This is a genomic window from Brachybacterium sp. GU-2, from assembly GCF_030866705.2.
Classification (GTDB): domain Bacteria; phylum Actinomycetota; class Actinomycetes; order Actinomycetales; family Dermabacteraceae; genus Brachybacterium; species Brachybacterium conglomeratum.
In genome coordinates this window covers 2,496,482-2,517,188 of sequence record NZ_CP133037.2, presented here as the reverse complement: position 1 = coordinate 2,517,188, position 20,707 = coordinate 2,496,482, and the positions used below count along the sequence as shown (strand labels likewise).

Annotated in this window: 17 protein-coding genes; 6 read left to right on the top strand and 11 right to left on the bottom strand. The window is 71.0% G+C overall.

The features are described 5' to 3' along the window. Positions 1-120 precede the first annotated feature (120 nt). The 3 genes from glpK to RBL05_RS11475 form a co-directional block, all read right to left on the bottom strand. Positions 121-1,665 carry a glycerol kinase GlpK gene (gene glpK / locus RBL05_RS11485; RefSeq protein ID WP_308739365.1) on the bottom strand — a complete coding sequence of 515 codons (1,545 nt, stop codon included), beginning with the start codon at positions 1,663-1,665 and terminating at the stop codon, positions 121-123. A gap of 97 nt (positions 1,666-1,762) precedes the next feature. Then, the gene (locus RBL05_RS11480) at positions 1,763-2,482 is read right to left on the bottom strand and encodes an MIP/aquaporin family protein (RefSeq protein WP_308739366.1); all 720 of its coding nucleotides are present in this window, start codon (positions 2,480-2,482) and stop codon (positions 1,763-1,765) included. Between the two features lie 153 nt (positions 2,483-2,635). Then, on the bottom strand, positions 2,636-4,378 hold the full coding sequence (locus RBL05_RS11475; RefSeq protein WP_308739367.1) for a glycerol-3-phosphate dehydrogenase/oxidase: 1,743 nt from the start codon (positions 4,376-4,378) through the stop codon (positions 2,636-2,638). 146 nt (positions 4,379-4,524) lie between these two features. Here RBL05_RS11475 and RBL05_RS11470 point away from each other — a divergent pair, with 146 nt between their 5' ends. Then, positions 4,525-5,484 carry a sugar-binding transcriptional regulator gene (locus tag RBL05_RS11470; RefSeq protein WP_070499895.1) on the top strand — a complete coding sequence of 320 codons (960 nt, stop codon included), beginning with the start codon at positions 4,525-4,527 and terminating at the stop codon, positions 5,482-5,484. Positions 5,485-5,735: 251 nt separating this feature from the next. Here the strand turns inward: RBL05_RS11470 and RBL05_RS11465 are convergent, their stop codons facing one another. From RBL05_RS11465 to RBL05_RS11430, 8 genes are all read right to left on the bottom strand, one after another. After that, complete coding sequence (locus RBL05_RS11465; protein WP_308739368.1) at positions 5,736-6,194, bottom strand: ASCH domain-containing protein; 459 nt, start codon at positions 6,192-6,194, stop codon at positions 5,736-5,738. A gap of 127 nt (positions 6,195-6,321) precedes the next feature. Continuing rightward, positions 6,322-7,194 (bottom strand): formate dehydrogenase accessory sulfurtransferase FdhD, encoded by an 873-nt coding sequence (gene fdhD / locus RBL05_RS11460; protein WP_191460027.1) that lies wholly within the window; start codon positions 7,192-7,194, stop codon positions 6,322-6,324. A 40-nt stretch (positions 7,195-7,234) separates the two neighbouring features. Next, complete coding sequence (locus RBL05_RS11455; RefSeq protein WP_308739369.1) at positions 7,235-7,762, bottom strand: polyketide cyclase; 528 nt, start codon at positions 7,760-7,762, stop codon at positions 7,235-7,237. A 157-nt stretch (positions 7,763-7,919) separates the two neighbouring features. After that, the gene (locus RBL05_RS11450) at positions 7,920-8,408 is read right to left on the bottom strand and encodes an SRPBCC family protein (RefSeq protein WP_053915900.1); all 489 of its coding nucleotides are present in this window, start codon (positions 8,406-8,408) and stop codon (positions 7,920-7,922) included. 152 nt (positions 8,409-8,560) lie between these two features. Next, the gene (locus RBL05_RS11445) at positions 8,561-9,250 is read right to left on the bottom strand and encodes a sarcosine oxidase subunit gamma (protein ID WP_308739370.1); all 690 of its coding nucleotides are present in this window, start codon (positions 9,248-9,250) and stop codon (positions 8,561-8,563) included. Next, positions 9,240-12,194, bottom strand: coding sequence for an FAD-dependent oxidoreductase (locus tag RBL05_RS11440; protein WP_308739371.1), 2,955 nt, complete (start codon positions 12,192-12,194; stop codon positions 9,240-9,242). The genes RBL05_RS11445 and RBL05_RS11440 overlap by 11 nt, the downstream gene beginning before the upstream one ends. Continuing rightward, positions 12,187-12,636, bottom strand: coding sequence for a sarcosine oxidase subunit delta (locus RBL05_RS11435; RefSeq protein ID WP_126988356.1), 450 nt, complete (start codon positions 12,634-12,636; stop codon positions 12,187-12,189). The genes RBL05_RS11440 and RBL05_RS11435 overlap by 8 nt, the downstream gene beginning before the upstream one ends. 34 nt (positions 12,637-12,670) lie before the next feature. Further along, a complete protein-coding gene (locus RBL05_RS11430; RefSeq protein WP_308739372.1) occupies positions 12,671-13,888 on the bottom strand; it encodes a sarcosine oxidase subunit beta family protein in 1,218 nt (405 codons plus the stop codon). A gap of 164 nt (positions 13,889-14,052) precedes the next feature. On the opposite strand from RBL05_RS11430, the gene RBL05_RS11425 reads away from it, so the two are divergent. The 5 genes from RBL05_RS11425 (at position 14,053) to RBL05_RS11405 (ending at position 20,617) form a co-directional block, all read left to right on the top strand. Further along, positions 14,053-14,715 (top strand): GntR family transcriptional regulator, encoded by a 663-nt coding sequence (locus RBL05_RS11425; RefSeq protein ID WP_308739373.1) that lies wholly within the window; start codon positions 14,053-14,055, stop codon positions 14,713-14,715. A gap of 196 nt (positions 14,716-14,911) precedes the next feature. Next, positions 14,912-16,270 carry an MFS transporter gene (locus RBL05_RS11420; RefSeq protein WP_308739374.1) on the top strand — a complete coding sequence of 453 codons (1,359 nt, stop codon included), beginning with the start codon at positions 14,912-14,914 and terminating at the stop codon, positions 16,268-16,270. A 210-nt stretch (positions 16,271-16,480) separates the two neighbouring features. Beyond that, positions 16,481-18,304: a BCCT family transporter gene (locus tag RBL05_RS11415; protein WP_308739375.1), complete on the top strand. Its 1,824-nt coding sequence runs from the start codon at positions 16,481-16,483 to the stop codon at positions 18,302-18,304. Then, positions 18,301-19,119: a creatininase gene (locus RBL05_RS11410; protein ID WP_308739376.1), complete on the top strand. Its 819-nt coding sequence runs from the start codon at positions 18,301-18,303 to the stop codon at positions 19,117-19,119. The genes RBL05_RS11415 and RBL05_RS11410 overlap by 4 nt, the downstream gene beginning before the upstream one ends. Positions 19,120-19,366: 247 nt before the next feature. After that, entirely contained in the window at positions 19,367-20,617 is a 1,251-nt protein-coding gene (locus RBL05_RS11405; protein ID WP_308739377.1) for an aminopeptidase P family protein, read from the top strand. The last annotated feature ends 90 nt before the right edge of the window (positions 20,618-20,707 follow it).

Genomic DNA, 20,707 nt, shown 5'->3' with positions numbered 1-20,707 from the left:
GCCGGGCGCCCGCAGATCGTCGATCCACTGCACTCTTGCGCTGATCTCCTCCCGCGGACGCTTCACGGGCGGCTCGTCCCTCGCCGACCGCTCCGCGCCCGCAGTTCGTCGGTCAGCCGATCAGCCGAACAGAGCGTCGGTGTCGTCGTCGACCCAGTCGAGGGTGCGCTCGACGGCCTTGCGCCACAGGCGCATGTACCGGTCGCGGGTCTCCTCGTCCATCTGGGGCTCCCAGCGCTTGTCCTCGGCCCAGTTGTCGATGACGTCCTGCTCGCCCTCCCAGTAGCCCACCGCGATGCCGGCCGCGTAGGCGGCGCCCAGCGCGGTGGTCTCGATGACCTTCGGGCGCACGACGGGCACTCCGAGGATGTCGGCCTGGAACTGCATGAGGGTCTCGTTCATGACCATGCCACCGTCGACCTTGAGCTCGGTGAGCTCCACGCCCTCCGAGGCCGCATCGGCGATCGCCGCATCGAGGACCTCCCGGGACTGGAAGGCCGTGGCCTCCAGGACCGCGCGGGCGATGTGGTTCTTGTTGTGGAAGCGGGTCATGCCGACCATCACGCCGCGGGCGTCGGAGCGCCAGTGCGGGGCGAACAGGCCCGAGAACGCCGGGACCACGAACAGGCCGCCGTTGTCGTCGACCTGCTTGGCGAGGTCCTCGATCTCCGGGGCGTCCTTGATCAGGCCGAGGTTGTCGCGGATCCACTGCACGAGCGAGCCGGTCACCGCGACCGAGCCCTCGAGGGCGTAGACGGGCTTGTTCTCGCCGATCTTGTAGGCGACGGTGGTGAGCAGCCCGTTCTCGCTGCGCACCAGGTCCTCGCCGGTGTTGACCAGCATGAAGTTGCCGGTGCCGTAGGTGTTCTTGCCCATGCCGATCTCGAAGCAGGCCTGGCCGAACGTGGCGGCCTGCTGGTCGCCGAGGATGCCGGCGATCGGGGTGTCGATGAGCAGATCGTTCTTGCGGCCGTGCCCGTACACCTCGGAGGAGGACTTGATCTCCGGGAGCATCGACATCGGGATGCCCATGTCCTTCGCGATGTCCTCGTTCCAGTCGAGGGTGTCGATGTTCATGAGCATGGTGCGCGAGGCGTTGGTGACGTCGGTGACGTGCACGCCGCCGTTGACGCCGCCGGTCAGGTTCCACACCAGCCAGGAGTCGGTGTTGCCGAACAGCAGATCGCCGGCCTCGGCCCTCTCGCGCGCGCCGTCGACGTTCTCGAGGATCCAGGCGATCTTGGGGCCGGAGAAGTAGGTCGCCAGCGGCAGGCCCACGCGCTCCTTGTACTTGTCGGCGCCCTCGTCGCCGGCGAGGCGGTCGCAGATCTTCTGGGTGCGGGTGTCCTGCCAGACGATCGCGTTGTAGACGGGCTCGCCGGTGTTCCTGTCCCACACCACCGCGGTCTCGCGCTGGTTGGTGATGCCGACGGCGGCGAGCTGGTGGCGGTTGATGTCCGCGCCGGTCAGCGCGGAGCCGACGACGGAGCGGGTGTTGCGCCAGATCTCCATCGGGTCGTGCTCGACCCAGCCGGACCTGGGGAAGATCTGCTCGTGCTCCTGCTGGCCGGTCGAGACGATCTGGCCGGCGTGGTCGAAGACGATCGCGCGGGTCGAGGTGGTGCCCTGGTCGATCGAGAGGATGTACTTCGTCGAGTCGGTCATCGGAACTCCTTCGTGGTGATGAACAGGTGGTGGTCATGGTGCCGGACAGCCCCGCGCGGCGCACGGGAACCGCTCGGCGGTGGAGCGGCGGGTCGGGTCAGAAGGCGAAGCTCGCCAGGCCCGCGAGGACGCCGCCGACGATCGGGCCGGCGATCGGGACCCACGAGTAGCCCCAGTCGCTGCCGCCCTTGTGCGGGATCGGGAGGATCGCGTGGGCGAGGCGGGGGCCGAGGTCACGGGCGGGGTTGATGGCGTAGCCGGTGGGCCCGCCGAGGGAGGCGCCGATCGAGACGACCAGCAGCGCGACCGCGAGGGGTCCGAGTCCGCTCGGCGTGCTGCCGAACATGATGATCACGAACACCAGCACGAAGGTCGCGATGACCTCGGTGACGAAGTTCCAGCCGTAGGAGCGGATCTCCGGACCGGTGGAGAAGGTGCCGAGGATCGTTCCGGCATCGGTCTCCTGGTCGTAGTGGGTCTTGTACGCGAGCCAGGCGACGATCGCGCCGAGGAAGGCGCCGATCATCTCCGCCAGGAGGTACGCGATCGTGTTGCCGACGGTGACGGCGATCCCGGGGGCGTACTCCGCGGCGCCGCTGGAGAGCAGGCCGAGGGTCACCGCGGGGTTCAGATGGGCGCCGGTCTTGTAGGCGACGTACACGCCGGCGAAGACCGCGAGGCCCCAGCCGAAGTTGATCATCAGCCAGCCGCCGCCGTTGCCCTTCGTCTTGCCGAGGATCGCGTTGGCGACGACGCCGCCGCCGAGCAGGGTGAGCATCGCCGTTCCGGCGATCTCGTACAGAAAGATGGTTGCCATGGGGCCTCCTCGTCGAGCGGTCCCGCAGCGTTGCGGGACCGGTGGCATCCAGTTGGTGGGGAGAGGGGCGGGTCCTGCCCGCCGATGGTCCGCGGGCGGAGTCGCCCGCGGAGGGCCTCCCCGGCCGGTTCACGACCGGGGAGGAGTTCTGGGTCAGCCGCGAGCGGGCACCTCCGCGGCGGCCGCGATGCGGGAGGCGGCCTCGGCGTCGGAGGCGGTGGCCTCCCCGGCGAGACGGGCCTCGATGTACCCGCGGTAGGCGTCGACCTCGGCGCGCACGGTCGTCTCGTCCCAGCCGAGCTCCGGCGCGAGCAGCGCGGCGACCTCGTCGGCCGCAGCGACCCCGCGGTCGCGGGTCTCGTAGTCCAGGCGGGTGCGGCGCTCGAGCACGTCGGCGAGATGCCGGGCCCCCTCGGCGCGGGCGGCATAGACCACCTCGGCGCGCAGGTAGCGCGGGGCATGCTCGAGCGGGGTGGCGAGGGACGGATCCTCGTCGATCAGGGCGAGCACGTCGGTGAGCAGGCTGCCGTAGCGGAACAGGAGCCGGTCCATGCGGATCTCGTCCGCGCCGATCCGTCGGCCGATCGCGGCCTTGTCCCGCACGAGCGCCTGGTAGCCCTGCGCGCCGATGACGGGGACCGAGCGGGTCAGCGACGGGCGGCCGGGCTCGGTGTCCTTGATCGCGAAGTCGACGACGTCCTCGGCCATCACGCGGTAGGTCGTGTACTTGCCGCCCGCGATAGCGCTCAGGCCGGGTTCGACCTGCATGACGGTGTGCTCGCGGGAGACCTTGGTCGAGCCCTTGTCCGAGCCCTTCTTCACGGGCTGCAGCAGGGGGCGGAGGCCCGAGTAGACGCCGATGACGTCCTCGCGGGTGAGGTCGTCGGCGAGCACGGCGTTGGCGTGCTCGAGGACGTAGTCGATGTCGTCCGAGGTGGCACCCACGTCGCGGGGGTCCTGGGTCCACGGGGTGTCGGTGGTGCCGATGACCCAGTACTCGTCCCACGGGATGATGAACAGCACCGACTTCTCGGTCTGGGTGATGATGCCGGTGTCGGGGACGGCGGGGATCCGGTCGCGGGCGACGGTGACGTGGATGCCCTTGGAGGCGAGGACCTCGAGGCCGCCGTCGGCCCCGGCGAGATCCTGCTGCTCCTGGGTCCAGACGCCGCCGGCGAGGATGACGTGGCGGGCGCGGACGTCGAACTCCTCGCCGCTCTCCTCGTCGCGCACCCGGGCGCCGACCACACGCTCGCCCTCGTGGAGGTAGTCGACGACGGTGGTGTAGTTCGCGACCGAGGCGTCGAGCTGGGCGGCGGAGCGCACCAGCATCATCACGAAGCGGGCGTCGTCGACCTGCGCGTCGTAGTACTCGAGCGCGCCGACGGCCTTGTCGCCGTCGAGTGCCGGGAACACCTCGAGCATCTTGTCGTGCAGGAGATGGCGGTGGAAGGGGACGGCGCGCTTGCGGCCCACCGACTGCATCGCGTCGTAGAGCATGACGCCGGAGCCGATGAAGCCGCGGTCGATGACCTTCTTGAAGAAGGGGAAGACGAACTTGATCGGCTTCACCAGGTGCGGGGCGGTGTGCTCGAGCAGCAGATCGCGCTCGCGCAGAGCCTCGGCGACCAGCTTGAAGTCGAGCATCTGCAGGTAGCGCAGGCCGCCGTGCATGAGCTTGGAGGAGCGGGAGGATGTGCCGGAGGCCCAGTCGTGGGACTCCACGAGGCCGACGGACAGGCCACGGGTGGCGGCGTCGAACGCGGCGCCCGCCCCGTTCACCCCGCCTCCGACGATGAGGACGTCCAGCGGGTTCTCGGCCGTCGTGGCGCGCAGGCGGGCGAGGTGCTCGCCGCGGCCCTCGGGGGTGAGTGCGGATCGCTGCTGTTCGGACACGCTGGCTGCTCCTTCGCATCGGCACCTGGTGATCCCGGCGCTCGCGGCCGGGCCCGTCGCGCTCTCCGCGGCGGTGACACGGCCATCCTGGGACGGGCGTGCAGCATCGCGCAAGCCAGGTGCACGAACGTGCAAGACTGGTGTCCATGACCCCCGCTTCCCGGCTCGAGGACCTCTTCACCGCTGCACGGATGTACTACGGGCAGAGCCAGACCATGGAGGCGATCGCCGGAGAGCTCGGGGTGTCCCGCTCGACCGTGTCACGAATGCTGCGGGACGCGCGCGAGGCCGGCCTGGTCCAGATCACCCTGCGCCCGCCCGAGGCGCATCGCGTCGAGGACCTCGGACGACGCATCGCCCGCCAGTACGGGGTGAAGGTGCACGTGGTGCCGGATCCGCCCGAGAGCGATCAGCGCGACCGCCTCGCCGCCGTGGTCGAGGAGGCCGCGGAGCTGCTCGATCAGATGCTCGAGCCCGGCTCCACGCTCGGCATCGCCTGGGGCACGACGGTCGCGGCACTGCTGGGCACGGTGCGGCCCCGCCCCGTGCCGGGGATGCGGATCGTGCAGCTCAACGGCGCGATCAACGTCGAGGGCTCGGGCCTGACCTATATCGCGACCGTGCTCGCCCGCGCGGCGGAGCGATGGGACGCGACGGTGCACCAGTTCCCGGTCCCGGCCTTCTTCGACTACGCCGCCACGCGCGAGGCCATGTGGCACGAGCGCTCGGTGCAGCGGGTGCTGGAGACGCAGACGCAGGCCACGGTCGCAGTGTTCAGCGTCGGCGCCTTCGACGCGGAGGTCCCCAGCCACGTCTACACCCACAACTACCTCACGGCCGCGGACCTGCGCTCGCTGCGGGCCGACGGCGCGGTGGGCGATGTGTGCACCGTGTTCCTGCGGGCCGACGGCACCTTCCGCGACATCGCCATGAACGCGCGCGGATCGGGCACCGCCCCGGACCGGCTGGCCCGGATCCCCCGCCGCCTGCTAGTCGCCTCCGGCTCCCGCAAGGCGCTGCCGTTGCGGGCGGCACTGCGGGCCGGGGTCGCGACGGACCTGGTCATCGACGCGGTCACCGCCACGGCGCTGCTGGCCCTGCGCTGAGGCGACCCGCCCTGCTCTGCACGGCAGCACCGCTGCCCTGCCCCAGCCCCACGACGCCGTCCTCCGGCTCCCATCCTCGCGACGCCGAGACGTGGCTATGTGTCGGTATGGCGGCGAATGACGACACAGATCCACGTCTCGATCGCGACCGGTCGGCGCCCGGGCGGGGCGACGCGGTCGGGAAGGGCTGCCGGACGGCGGGGCGAGCGGCCGCCGGCGGGGATCAGGCAATCACCCGAGTGATCATGCGGTCAGCGGGAGTGGATCAGGCGGAAGCGCTCGCAGACGACGGGCATGTCCGGGGCGAAGCCGCCGTCGGAGTGCTCGGTCCAGAAGCGCTCGTGGATCTGCCGCCAGGCCGCGAGGGTCCGGTCGCCCTCCCCCTCGGCGTGGGCGTGCTCGCCGGTGACCTGGTCGAAGGGGACGGTCACGACCTCCGTGGTCTCCAGCACCGCGCGGGGCGCGCCGCTGCCGTCGAGGATGATGGACAGCTCGCCGACCTCCGGGAGCGGGTCCCCGTCGGCCTCGTAGTCCCGAAGCGAGGAGGCGGTCCCCGTCTTCACGCCGTCGAGCACGAGGCGGAGCAGCCCGTCGGCGTGCTCAGGGGTGGCACCGAACGCCCAGGCCTCCGGCCTCTGCTCGGGCAGCTCGGGTCGGGCGGTGCGGGCCTCGGCCCAGTACTGCTGGAGGGCGGCGTCGTCGCTGTTCACCGCCGCACTCTACCGGGCACGGAGACGCAGAGTCGACCATCGGGCCCCGGCCGACGGGCCCGGCCGACGACGGGCCCGAGCGATCCGGTCAGGCCAGATCGCAGGAGCAGGCCGGACCCCTTGTCTGTCAGCCCTCGGCGGCGGAGAGGTCGAGGCGCTCGGGGTGGGTGTAGAGGTTCATGCGGCCGTCCCCGTCGTCCCCCGCGCGGGTGAAACCCACGAGCGTCTGGCCGAACTCGCGGGCGGTCTCGACGGCGAGGGAGCTCGCGGCGGAGACGCAGGCCACCAGCGGGATCCCGGCCATGCAGGCCTTCTGGACGATCTCGAAGCTGGCCCGGGAGGAGACCAGCAGGAAGCAGTCCCGCAGCGGCAGGCGGTCCTCGAGCAGGGCCCAGCCGATGACCTTGTCGACCGCGTTGTGCCGGCCGACGTCCTCCCGGACAACGAGCAGGTTCCCTTCGAGGTCCACGAGCGCGGCGGCATGGACGCCGCCGGTGCGGGCGAAGACGGCCTGCTGGTCGGAGAGCTCGCGGGCGGCGCGGAGGATCACGTGCGGGTCCGCCACCCAGGACTGCAGCAGCGTGTACCGGCTCTTCTGCCGGACGGCGTCGATGCTCTCTGCGCCGCACACCCCGCAGGCGGAGGTGGTGGTGAAGGCGCGGGCGACCTGCGGCAGCAGCTGCGGTCGGGTGGTCGTGAAGTCCATGACGTTGTAGGTGTTCTGGGCGAATCCGCTGCCGGCGTCGACGACGGCTCCGTCGCAGTAGCGGGCCTCGGCCACGTCCTCGCGGTCACGGATCAGGCCCTCCGCGTGCAGGAAGCCGTGGATCAGCTCGACGTCGTTGCCGGGGGTGCGCATGGTGAGGGAGAGCTGCTGCCCGTTCAGGCGGATGTCCAGCGGCTCCTCGACGGCGACATGGTCGCCCTTGCGTCCGGCGTAGAGCTTCCCGTCCCGCACCCGGACGGTGCGGATCCGCGTGCTGTCGGTGACCCTGCCCATCCCTCGAGGATAGCCCTCCCACCTGCGGTGCGGCGTGCCCTCAGCCGTGGGCGTCTTCGCCGGGTACCGACGCACCGGTGCCGTTGCGACCGTTCTCCGCAAGGCGCTTGGCGAGGTCGAGCTCCAGCTGCCAGCCGTGGAGGTTCTCCTCGTAGTTGCGCCGCCGCACCGCCTCGTCCAGGCCCAGCTTCGCGAATCCTCGCTCGCGCACGGTCAGCCGCACACGGTTCCGGGCCGCGGTGCCGGCGGGGTCGATGACGAACTCGACGGTGTTGTTCGGGGCGTCGGAGATCTCGCCGAGCCCGCCTCCGAGCCAGCGGAACGCGACGCGGTTCGGCGGCTCATGCGCCTCGATCGCGAGCTGGAAGCTGCCGTGGACGGGATCGACCACGTGCGTGACCGGGCCCGACGTGGTGATCTCGTGCTCGCGGTACTCGCCGTCGTTGATGAACCAGCCGGGTTCGCGGACGACCGCGAACACCTTCTCCGCGCTCGCGTCGATCAGCACGCTGTGCACGATCTCGTCGGGGACGGGGGCGTCGGCGGGGAGGGACTGTGCGTCGGCCATGGCGGTGCTCCTCGAGTCGGGGCGGCGTCGTCGCCGTCTGCACGAAGCGTGCCAGAGATCGGCGGCTCGGGCGAGGCTCCTCCTCCGGCCGACGGGTGCGGGCGGCCTGCGCGCACGAGGCCGCCCGCCCCGGCAGGAGGGCGGGCGTCCTGCGCGATCAGTCCTTCGTGACCGCGGCGGCGAGCAGGTTCAGCGACTGCTCGAGATCCTCCTCGGGGATCATCGGGAAGCGGATCTGCTTGAGCAGCTCGGGATCGGTGACGTCGGACCAGCTGTAGGTCAGCGACACCTCGGTCGCGTCCGAGCCCTGCGGGGTGAGCTCGTAGAGCCACTCCCAGCCCTTCGGGCCCTCGGGGGCGCTGCCGTCCTCCCCCTCGGGAGCCGGCTTCCAGCCCACCATCTTGTTCTCGTCGTATGCGGTGACGAAGTTGTGGGTTCGGTAGTCGCCGCCCATGTGGTCGCCGTGCATGTTCATCACGAACTTCTCGCCCGCGGCGGTGATCCGCTCGGTGTCGTCGGCGGCGCGGACGAAGCCAGAGCCGTCGAACTCGTGGTGGCGCGCGGGGAGCGTCAGCACGCCGAAGATGTCCTTCGAGGGGGCGTCGATCGTGCGGGTGACGGTCAGATGGGTCTGCTCTGTGTTCATCCCTCCACCCTGCCGCGGAAGCTCCGTGATGTCACGCCGCGACGACCGGGCGGTCGAACTCCCTGCTCACCGCGGCGCAGGGACGGCCGGGCACGGCGCGAGGGGCCGACGGACGGATCCCGTCGGCCCCTCGCGCCGTGCCGCGGGCGAGCTCAGGCGTGCTGGGCGGGGCGCACCGAGCGCTGCGCGGACTCCTCCTCCGGGCAGGCGGAGCCGAGCTCCGTCATGCCGTCGACGAGCCAGCGGACCATGTGGTCCGCGAAGGAGGCGCGGGGCAGGATCCGCCAGGTCTCCTCGCCGCTGCGCACGAGCACCACCGGGATGGTGCTCAGCAGCGTCGCCTCGGCCCGGCCGACGCCGAACACGCGCGGGTGCAGGTCCAGCGCGACGCTCTTCTCGAGCACCTCGCGGGCACCGGGGCCCTCGAGCACCAGCACGGTGCGGTTGGCGGAGAGGTCCACGGCCTGCCCAGGGACCCCTTCCTCGAGCGCCTCCTGGTACGGCGCCTCGACGCCGGGCTCCTGCCGGCGGGAGACGTCCACGGCGAGGAACTCGTCCGGCGAGAGGCGCAGGACGTGCAGGCCGTCCAGGTCGCCGGTCACCTCGCCGTGCGCCGTCGGCAGCGGCACGCCGAGCACGGACTCGAGCGCCGTCGCGCCCTGCTCGCCGGGCACGGCCCGCAGGCCGATCTGCACGGCGAACTCGTGCTCGCGCAGGGTCACGGCGCGCGCCCCGGTGACGGCGGCGCCCTCCATCAGGTCGGCCAGATGGCGGGCGGGGGCCGCGCGAAGCGGCTCCAGGACGTCCATCGAGGTGGTCAGGGTGGTGCTGTCAGCCGTCACGGCGGGCTCCTTCGGGGTCGACGAGCACGGGAGAGGTGATGGTCAGGTCGATGATCCGGTCCCCCTGCGGGGAGCGGACCTTCTCGCCGATGCGGCCGAGGCCGCCGTCGACCAGGGCGAGCGCGAACGGCTGGTCGAGAGCCGCCGAGAGGTACGAGGAGGAGACCCAGCCGATCATCGGCACGGGCCCGTCCTCGGGCGTGATCGGGGTGCTGGCGTCGACGATCTGCGCGCCCTCCTCGAGGCGCGTGGTGCCGTCGTCGCTGAGCAGGCCGACGAGCTGGCGGCGGTCCTCGCGCACGGAGTCCGGGCGGTCCAGGGACCGCTTGCCCACGAAGTCCTTCTTCTTCGCGCCGATGATCCACGACATGTTCGCGTCCTGCGGGGTGATCGTGCCGTCGGTGTCCTGGCCGACGATGATCAGGCCCTTCTCGGCGCGCAGCACGTGCATGGTCTCGGTGCCGTAGACGACGATGCCGAACTCCTGGCCGGCCTCGTGCACGGCCTCCCACACGGTCCGCCCGTAGAAGGCGTCGACGTTGATCTCGAAGGCGAGCTCGCCGGAGAACGAGATCCGCGGGATCCGGGCCGGGATGCCGCTGGCCAGGACCGTGTCGCGGAACTCCATGAACCCGAACGCCTCCTGGGAGACGTCGAGGTCGGGGGCGACCTTCGCGATCACGTCGCGGGAGCGGGGGCCGGCGACGGTGATCGTGGCCCACTGCTCGGTCACCGACGTCATGGACACGTCCAGCTCCGGCCACTCCGTCTGGTGCCACTCCTCGAGGTGGTCGAGCACCGCGGCGGCGCCCGAGGTCGTGGTGGTCATGAAGAAGTGGTCGTCGGCCACGCGCAGCGTGACGCCGTCGTCCATGATCATGCCGTCGGGTCCGCACATCACGCCGTAGCGGCCCTTGCCGACCGGCAGCTTGAGGAAGCCGTTGGTGTACATGCGGTTGAGGAACCGCGCCGCATCCGCGCCGCGGATCTCGATCTTGCCGAGGGTGGTGCCGTCCATCATGCCGACGGAGTCGCGCACGCCGGCGCACTCGCGCAGCACCGCCGCGTCCATGTCCTCCTCGCCCTGCGGGAAGTACCGCGGGCGCTTCCACTGGCCCACGTCCTCCCAGACGGCGCCGTGCTCGAGATGCCACTGGTGGATGGAGGTGATGCGGGCGGGGTCGAACATCTGCCCGCGGCGGCGTCCGGCGAGGGCGGCGAAGCTCACCGGGGCGTAGGGCGCCCGGTAGGTGGTGGTGCCGATGCCGCCGAGGTCCTCCTCCCCCAGCAGCACGCTCATCACGCCGATCGCGGCGACGCCGGAGGTCTTGCCCTGATCGGCGCCGGTGCTGATCGAGGTAAAGCGCTTGACGTGCTCGACGGCGCGCATGCCCGCGCCCAGCGCGCGCAGCACGTCGCGCACGGTCTGGTCGCGCTGCAGGTCCACGAAGTGCTCTCGCCAGCGCTCGGGGTCCTCGGTCGCCGCGGAGACGAGACCGCTGTCGGGGCTGGGCACGAGCCACAGCGGCCGGGCCGGCGCCACGGGGGCCGACGCCTCGGCCTGCGGGGCCTTCGCCGTGATCGGGTATCCGGCGGCGGTCGCGGCGGCGGCCCCGGCCTCGGCGCCCTGGGAGAGGGCGCCCGCGAGGTCGGCGGTGCCGAGCACGGAGCCGGCCAGGTGCTGGTCCTCGACCGAGGGGACGGCGACGAACGAGGTCAGCGCCTCGTCGTACTGGATCCGACCCTGGCGCTGGGAGTGCAGGTGCACGAGCGGGGAGAGCCCGCCGGAGACGGCGAGCAGGTCCGCGGCGACGGTCTCGACCTCGCCGGCGATCTCGCCGTCGGCGCCCAGCGGCGCGATCTGCACCGCGGTGAGGCGGTCCCCGTCGCCGCCGCCGACGGTGTCCACGACGGACCAGCCGAAGCGGGCGTCGACGCCGGTCGCCTCGAGGACGGCCGCGGCACGGGCGCTGGGCTCGGGGCGGGAGTCGAGCACGACGGGCAGGCGCACGCCCGCGTCGTGCAGATCCGCGACGAGCTCCCAGGCGGAGTCGTTCGTGGTCAGCACCGCGACGTCCTCGCCCGCGGCGACGCCGAAGCGGTTGAGGTAGGTCTGCACGGCCGCGGCGAGCATGACGCCCGGGCGGTCGTTGTGCGCGAACACGACGGGGCGGTCCATCGCGCCGGGGGCGAGCACGACCTGCTTCGCGCGGATGTGCCAGACGCGCTGGCGGGAGACGCCGGGACGGCCGCCGTCCGCACCCTCCGCGGGGAGTCCGAGGTGGTCGGTGCGCTTCTGCAGGGCGGTGATGTAGTTCGAGTCGTAGCTGCCGAAGACGTTCGTGCGCTCGAGCACGGTGACGTCCTCGGTGCGGCGCAGCTCGGCGACGGTCGCGTCGACCCAGTCCATGGCGTCCTGGTCGTCGATCCGCAGGCCCCGAGAGGACAGCAGCGAGCCGCCGGCGAGGGGCTGCTCGTCCAGAAGCATGACGCGGGCGCCGGAGCGGGCCGCCTCACGGGCGGCGGCGAGCCCGGCGGGGCCGGCGCCGACGACGAGCACGTCGGTGTGGACGTGCTTGTGGTCGTAGTAGGCGTGGTCCTCGCGCGGGTCGAGCGTGCCGAGCCCGCTGAGCAGGCTCGCCTCGAGCCCGTCGACGGCCTCGACCGCGGTGGCCGGAAGCATCGACTCGTCGGTCCCGTTCTCCCGTCGGTCGTGGACGGTGATCAGGGCGTTGGTCTCCTCGAGGCCGGCGGCCATGAGGCCGCGGGGACGGGCGAGGTAGATCGAGGGGGCCACGGCCAGACGACCGGCGGCCAGCAGGGCGCTGGCGACGGTGTCGCCGGCGAGCGCGGGCAGCGTCTCGCCCTCGACCGTGAGGGTCAGGGGCCGTGCGGGGTCGACCCCGTGGGCGGGGCCGCGGCGGGGGGTCTGGTTCTCAGGCATGGTCGTCCTCGTTCCCGGTGCGAGCCTCGGGGGCAGGGGTGGAGCCGTCGGCGGCGGTGCCGGCGGCGGAGGGGTCGGCGACGGAGCCGTCGGTGCGCCCCTCGGTGGTGGTCATCGAGGCGAAGCGGTCCGGCTCGGCGGCGTCGGCCGGGACCTTCTCGGGGTCCGGCAGGTCGGGGCGCGGGGAGCCCATCGGATAGATGCGCTCGAAGCGGTAGGTGCGGGTGTCGCGCAGGGCGTTGAACCACTTGCGGCAGCCGGCCGAGTGCTGCCAGCGCTCGGCGAGGATGCCCTTGGTGTTGGCGCGGTAGAAGAGGTAGCGGGACCACTCGCGGTCGTCGAGGGCCGAGGGGTCCTCGGGGTAGGGCACGTGGGCCTCGCCGCCGTAGTGGAACTCGACCTCGTTGCGGGGCCCGCAGTGGGGGCAGTCGATGAGGAGCATGGTGGCCTCCTGGGTTCGTGGCGCCGGGGCGCGGTCAGTGGGCGACGCCGGCGGCGCCGTGCTCGTCGATGAGGTGGCCCGTCTCGAAGCGGTCGAGGGTGAAGGGCGTATTGATCTCGTGCGGCTCGTCGTTGGCGATCGTGTGCGCGAGGGCGAAGCCGGCGCCGGGGGTGGCCTTGAAGCCGCCGGTGCCCCAGCCGCAGTTGACGTACAGCTGGTCCACCTCGGTCTTCGAGATGATCGGCGAGGCGTCGGCGGTGACGTCGACGATCCCACCCCAGGTGCGCAGCACGCGGGCCCGGGAGAAGATCGGGAACAGCTCCACGGCGGCGGCGAGCTGGTCCTCGACGACGTGGAAGGCGCCGCGCTGGCCGTAGCCGTTGTACTGGTCCACGCCCGCGCCCATCACGAGCTCCCCCTTGTGGGCCTGGGAGACGTAGACGTGCACGTGGTTGCTCATCACGACGGCGGGATGGACGGGCTCGAACAGCTCGCTGACCAGGGCCTGGAGGGGGCGGGACTGGACGGGGAGGCGCACGCCGGCGGTCTCGGAGACCTCGGTGGAGTGCCCGGCCGCGGCGAGCGCGACCTTCCCGGCGTCGATCCGGCCGCGGGTCGTCTCGACGCCGACGGCGCGGCCGTTCTCGACGATCACCTCGGTGACCTCGCAGTTCTGGATGATGTGCACGCCCATCTCGTCGGCCTTGCGGGCGAGCGCCCAGGCGACGTGGTCGTGCTTGGCGATGCCGGCGCGGGGCTGGTAGGTGCCGCCGAGGACGGGGTAGCGGATGTCCTCGGAGATGTTGAGGATCGGCACGACCTCCTTGACCTGCTTCGGGTCGAGCCACTCGGCGTCCACGCCGTTGAGCTTGTTGGCGTTGACGCGGCGCACGGAGCCGCGCACGTCGCCGAGGGTGTGGTCGAGGTTGAGCACGCCGCGCTGGCTGAACAGGAAGTCGTACTCGAGCTCCTCGGGCAGCTGCTCCCACAGCTTCAGCGAGGCCTCGTAGATCATCGCCGACTCGTCCCACAGGTAGTTCGAGCGGATGATCGTGGTGTTGCGGGCCATGTTGCCGCCGGCCAGCCAGCCGCGCTCGAGCACGGCGACGTTCGTGATGCCGTGGCGGGAGGCCAGGTAGTAGGCGGCCGCGAGGCCGTGGCCGCCGCCGCCGACGATCACGACGTCGTAGCCGGACCTCGGCTCGGGCGAGTGCCACAGGAAATCGGGATGCTCGGGAAGAAGGTCGGCCATGGAGGGTTCCTTCGCAGAGGGGGACGGGGCGCGCCGTCGTCGGCGGAGGGCCGGACGGAGCGTGTGTCGACCAGTCGACTGTGACTGATATATCACTGTTCGCTCACTGTAGGGTGGGACACATCCGGTGTCAATACCGGCCGCCCCGACGCTCAGGAGCAGAGATGACCACGCCCCTCGGCACCTCCCCCGCCTCGCTCGCCGAGCAGGCGTACCTGGCCCTGCGCGACCGGCTGATCATGCTCGAGATCGCCCCGGGCGAGCCGCTCCAGGAGGGCCGGATCGCCGAGGGGCTCGGCGTGGGCCGCACCCCGGTGCGTGAGGCGATCAAGCACCTCGAGCTCGACCACCTCGTGGTCACCTATCCCCGCCGCGGCACCTTCGCCACCACGGTCGACATCACGGCGCTGGCGGCGATCACCCAGGTGCGCGCGGCGCTCGAGCCGGTCGCGGTCCGCGCCGCGTCCGCGAACCAGGATCCCTCGGCCCGCGCCGCCCTCGAGGAGTCGCTGCGCTCCCTCGACGCGCTCGAGGCCGACCCCGAGACCGCGGACCCGCGCCACGCCCTGCAGGTCGACGTCAGCGTGCACCGTGCGATCTACCACGCCTGCGGGAACGTCTATCTCGCCGAGACCCTGCTGCGCCTGGACAATCTCTCCACCCGCATCTGGTGCGTGGCGATGCACCGCCTACCGGGCCTGACCTCGCACGTCACCGAGCTGCGGGAGATGCTCGACGCGATACTCGCGGGGAACGACGACCGCGCCGCCGAGCTCGTCACGCAGCACGTCGCGGAGTTCGAGTCCTCCATCCGCACGGTGCTCTGAAGCCAGCATCCGGCCGGGCGTGCAACGAGACGGTCACGGGCCGCCGATCCCCTTGACGTGACCCATCCCACAGGACATTCTGGCAACTCGGTTGTACTGAACGCAACTTACGAGTTCGCCGGCGCGCACCTCCTCCCGCGTCGCCCCGTGCGAGCCGACGGCCCCTCCCGGCGGCGGGAGGCAGACAGGAGCCCCGATGTCCAGCACCCCCTCCCACGCGACCGCGGCCGCGGCGACACGGCTCGCGCGCGGCCAGGTCCGGCTGACGCTCAGCACCGTCGGCCTGGGCACGTTCATCGAGTGGTTCGAGTACGCCAGCTACGCCTATCTCGCCACCACCATCGCCCAGGTGTTCTTCCCGAGCACCGACCCGGGCATCGCGCTGATGCAGACCTTCGGCGTCTTCGCGCTGTCGTTCCTGGTCCGCCCCATCGGCGGGCTGTTCTGGGGCCACTTCGGAGACAAGATCGGTCCGAAGCGCACGCTCACCCTCACGATCGTGGGCATGGGGCTGGCGACCTTCGCCATCGGCGTGCTGCCCGGCTACGCCACGATCGGGCTCGCCGCCCCGATCCTGCTGCTCGCGGCCCGGATGCTGCAGAGCTTCTGCGCCGCGGGCGAGTACTCGGGCGCGGCGGTGCTGCTGGCCGAGCACGCACCGGCGCACAAGCGCGCCCGCTGGGTCTCGACCGTCCCGATCGCGACGTCGGCCGGCTTCCTCGGCGCGTCGGTGATGGCCTCGCTGCTGAACGGCCTGCTGCCCGAGGAGGCCGTGCAGGAGTGGGGCTGGAGGATCCCGTTCCTCGCCGCGGCGGTGCTCACGATCGTGGTGCGCTGGATCCGCCGCAAGGTCTCCGACTCGCCGGTGCGCGAGCAGATGGAGCAGGAGGAGGCGGTCGCGACCGCGCCGCTGCTCGAGCTGATCAAGGGCCACTGGCCCTCGATGCTGCGGATGCTCTTCATCATGGCCGTGAACGCGAGCGGCTACTACCTGGTGCTCACCTACATGGCCACCTACATCGAGGTGGAGCTGGGGCTGACGGCCTTCCAGTCCAGCCTGATCCTCTCGCTCGCGCTGGTGCTCTACCTGCCGCTGATCTTCGTGGGCGCCTGGCTCTCGGACACCTTCGGCAGGCGTCGACTGCTGCTGATCAACGCGATCGGGTTCATCCTGCTGAGCTATCCGGCCTTCGTGCTGCTGGGGCAGTCCGGCTTCCTCGGCGTGCTGCTGATCCAGATCTCGCTGGTGGCGCTGTTCAGCCTCAACGACTCGACCTTCGCCGTCTACTTCGTCGAGGCGGTGCCGCCGCAGGTGCGCCTCTCCGGCTTCGCGATCCCCTTCAACTTCGGCAATGCGATCTTCGGCGGCACCGCGCCGTTCATCGCGACCTGGCTGATCTCGGTCACGGACAACTCGTACTCGCCGGCCTTCCTGATCATGGGGCTCTCGCTGCTCGGGCTGGTCGCGTTGATCCTCCAGGGCGACTCGTACGATCCGAAGGCCGCCCGGGAGCAGGCCGCCCGCGAGGAGCAGGAGCAGCTCGCCGCCCCCTGAGCGCCCGACACGTCGCGTGGGCGCCTCACAGGTGTCGCGCGGCGCGCCGCGCCCCAGAACCCCCTTGACTGTGACCGCCGCCACGTGAATGCTTGAGCAACCACGTTGCGGTAAACGCAACAGTGCAGGGGAATCAGTCCCGCGGACCGTCGAGCGATCGAGAACGATCGCCGTAGGCCCGGCCGCACCGACCATCCCGAGGGGTGTCCCATGACGACCACAGAGACGAACCATCCCGGCGCCGAGGACCCGTCCTCGCCCCCTGAGCCCGAGAACCGCGACGGTGCGGCGGAGACGCCCGAGGGCGCCTCCCGCGCCGACGAGCGCACGGTCGACCTCCCCCGCTTCCGCGGATTCCAGATCCCGGCGCTGGACCGCACGATCATCATGGTGCTGCCGCCGCTGCTGATCGTCGGCGTCGTCATCGCGGTGATCCTCGCACCCGACGCCTCCGCGAACCTCATCTCGAACCTGCGCTCCTTCGTCACCGGCGGATTCACCTGGTGGTTCGTGCTCTACTCGCTGATCGCCGTGGCGGTCTGCGTGTGGCTGTGCATCAGCCCGCTGGGCCGCATCCGCCTGGGCGGCCCGAAGGCCCGGCCGGCCCACGGCAACTTCGCCTGGTACTCGATGCTCTTCGCCTGCGGGCAGGGCGTGGGCCTGATCTTCTGGTCCCTCGCCGAGCCGATGATGCTGCGCGACGGCGCCCCGGTGGCCTCGGACATGGGCAACGCCGGCCAGTCCGGCATCATCTGGACCTACTTCCACTGGGGACCCACCGCCTGGGCGATGTACTGCGTGGTCGCGATCTGCCTGGCCTACTCGCACCACAACCTCGGCAAGACCCTCACCTTCCGCGAGGCGACCGTCGACATCCTCCCCGCGGCCGTGCGCCGCCCCGCCGGCGTGGTCATCGAGCTGCTCGCGATCATCGCGACCGTGCTGGGGCTGGCGACCTCCTTCGGCTTCGCGGCGATGCAGTTCTCCTCGGGCCTGAACGCCTTCACCGGGGTCACCTCCGGCCCCCTGGTCTGGATGATCGTGATCGTCGTGCTCGGCACGCTCACCGCCATCTCCGCCTTCATGGGCGTGAACAAGGGCATGAAGCGGATCAGCGAGCTGAACTCCGTGCTCAGCATCGTGCTGGTGGTCGGCGTGTTCGTCTTCGGGCCGACGATCTTCATCCTCTCGAACATGTTCCAGACCTTCGGCGGCTTCTTCGCCTCCTTCCCGGCCATGAGCTTCTGGACCGAGGCCGAGGCCGCCGGCAGCGGAGCCCCCTGGGACGAGCTCTGGAACGGCCCGTGGACCGTGTTCATCTGGTGCTGGGTGATCGCGTTCTCGCCCTTCGTCGCCGGCTTCATCGCCCGGATCTCCCGCGGCCGCACGCTCCGCGAGTTCGTGCTCGGCGTGACCATCGTGCCCTCTCTGATCGTCATGGTGTGGACCGCGGTCATCGCCTCGGCCGGCATCCGCTACGACGACCAGAACGGCCTGGTGATCTCCGAGGCAGTGAACGAGGACCTCTCGGTGGCGCTGTTCCGGATGCTGGAGATGGTGCCGGGCATCGGCATCCTGCTCATCATCATGGCGACCGTTCTGGTCGCGACCTACTACGTGACCAGCCTCGACTCCGGCACCTACGCGCTGGCGGAGTTCGTCTCGGCCCCCAAGAAGTCCGGCCCCGCCTTCCGCGTGGTGCTCGTGATCTCGATCGCGACCGTCGCGGCGGTGCTGCTGTCCCTCGGCGGCGCGGCCGTGGTGGACACCGTCCAGACCGGCACGATCATCGGCGCCTTCCCGTTCTCCTTCGTGATCATCCTGATGATCGCGAACCTGATCCGGCGACTGCGCAGCCGCAACGCCGCAGTCGTGCGGACCGAGCGCGAGATCAACGACCCCGAGCCCCGCCCCGAGGACGAGTTCGTCGACGAGGACGGGATCCCCGACCCCAAGCGCGGCGTCGGCGAGGGCACCTTCGTGCCCCCGCAGACGTTACGCCGGCACGACGACCGAAGGGATGACTACCGATGACAGAGCCACCCACGCCCGACGCCTCGTCGGCCGACGGGCCCGCCCGCACCGTGCGCCTGGCGACGATGACCGCCCGGGAGTACGAGGAGTGGGTGGGCGGCGGGAGCGCCGTCGCGATCCTGCCCACCGGGGCCTTCGAGCAGCACGGCCCGCACCTGCCGCTGGGGACCGACGCGATCCTCTCCACCGCGGTCGCGACCGCCGTCGCCGAGCAGACCGGGGCGAAGGTGCTCGAGCCGTTCACGCTCGGATACAAGTCCCAGCAGCGCTCGGGCGGCGGGAACCACCTGCCCGGCACGCTCAGCCTCGACGCCGATACGCTCATCGCCCAGGCGCGCCAGCTGATCCGGGGCCTGCTCGCCCAGGGCGTGCGGCACGTGGTGGTGCTCAACGGCCACTACGAGAACACGCAGTTCCTCTACGAGGGCGCGGACCTGGCGCTGCGCGACCTGGGCCTGGCCCCGGGCGCGGAGCAGTCGGTGATGCTGCTGTCCTACTGGGACTACGTCTCTGCGCCGACTCTCGAGGTCGTCTACCCGGGCGGGTTCCCCGGCTGGGACGTGGAGCACGGCGGGGTGCTGGAGACCGCGCTGTTGCTGCACCTGCGGCCGGAGCTGGTGCACATGGACCGCGCGGTGAGCCATCCGCCCGCCGCGCCGTACCGCTTCGACCGCCTGCCGGTCGTGCCCGAGCGGACGCCGGAGACCGGCTGCCTCTCGGCGCCCGACGGCGCGAGCGCCGAGAAGGGCGAGCTGCTGTTCACGCAGACCGTCGCGGACCTCGCCGCGGAGCTGCACACCGAGCTCGGGCTCTGACCTCGACGAGCCTCGCTCCGCGTCCGCCTCGGGCGAGGGGCAGGGCTCGTCGTCCGACCGGCGGCCCCGTCGGCCCCGCCTGCATCGCCGATCCCGCCTCCGCCCGCCCCACCATCACGGGTCAGCAACTTCCTCCCCGAACCGCTTGACGTGACACCCCTCACGCGCAACACTGACGCAACAGGGTTGCATTCAAGGCAACCACCAAGGCCACGTACCGTGCCGTGCCCCGCCGAAGGAGACAATCATGACCGCGACCACCGCAACCTCCGTCAACGACCTCGAGCGCCTCAAGGTCCTCCACAACGGCGAGAAGCAGCAGCTGACCTTCTCCGACGCCGAGTTCGAGCGCCGCCTCAGCGGGCTGCGCAGGATCATGGCCGAGAAGAACCTCGACGCCGTGATCCTCACCAGCTACCAGGGAATCAAGTACTCCTCGGACTTCCTGTTCACGTACTTCGGACGCTCCTACGGCATGGTCGTCACCGCCGACGACACCTGCACCATCACCGCGAACATCGACGCGGGCATGCCCTGGCGCACCAGCTACGGCGAGAACATCGTCTACACCGACTGGAACCGCGACAACTTCTACTACGCGCTCCAGCAGGCCCTGGCCCAGCGCGGGATCACCGACCCGAAGCGCCTGGGCATCGAGGACGACACCGTCACGCTGCAGATCCTCCGCCGCCTCCAGGACGCCTTCCCCGGCGCCGAGCTGGTCGACGTCTCCCAGGACGCGATGCGCCAGCGCATGATCAAGTCCGCCGAGGAGATCGCGGTGATCAAGGAGAGCGCGCGGATCGGCGACATCGGCGGCGAGGCGATCAAGAACGCCGTCCACGCCGGTGTGCAGGAGTTCGAGGTGGCGCTGGCCGGCACCGAGGCCATGACCCGCGAGATCGCGAAGACCTTCCCGCACCGCGAGGTGCGCGACACCTGGGTGTGGTTCCAGTCCGGCATCAACACCGACGGCGCCCACAACTGGGCCACCACGCGGAAGGTGCAGGAGCACGACATCCTGTCGCTGAACGCCTTCCCGATGCCCACCGGCTACTACACCGCCCTCGAGCGCACGCTGTTCTTCGGCGAGCCCGACGAGGAGTCGCTGCGTCTGTGGAACATCAACGTCGAGGTGCACCGCGCCGGCATCGAGCTGATCAAGCCCGGCGCCGTGTGCAAGGACATCGCCCATGAGCTGAACAAGATCTACATCGGCTACGGCCTGCTGCCGAACCGCACCTTCGGCTACGGCCACTCCTTCGGCGTCCTCTCGCACTACTACGGACGCGAGGCCGGCCTGGAGCTGCGCGAGGACATCGACACGGTGCTCGAGCCGGGCATGGTCGTCTCGATGGAGCCGATGATCACCGTGCCCGAGGGCCAGCCCGGCGCGGGCGGCTACCGCGAGCACGACATCCTCGTGGTCGGCGAGGACGGCGCCGAGAACATCACGAAGTTCCCCTTCGGCCCGGAGCACAACATCATCCCGGCCTGATCAGGCACGGGGGACGCCGGCCGACATCACCGCACCCGCGGACGATGCCGGCCGGCGTCCTCGTCCCCGCCGCGTCCGCCCGGCACGTGC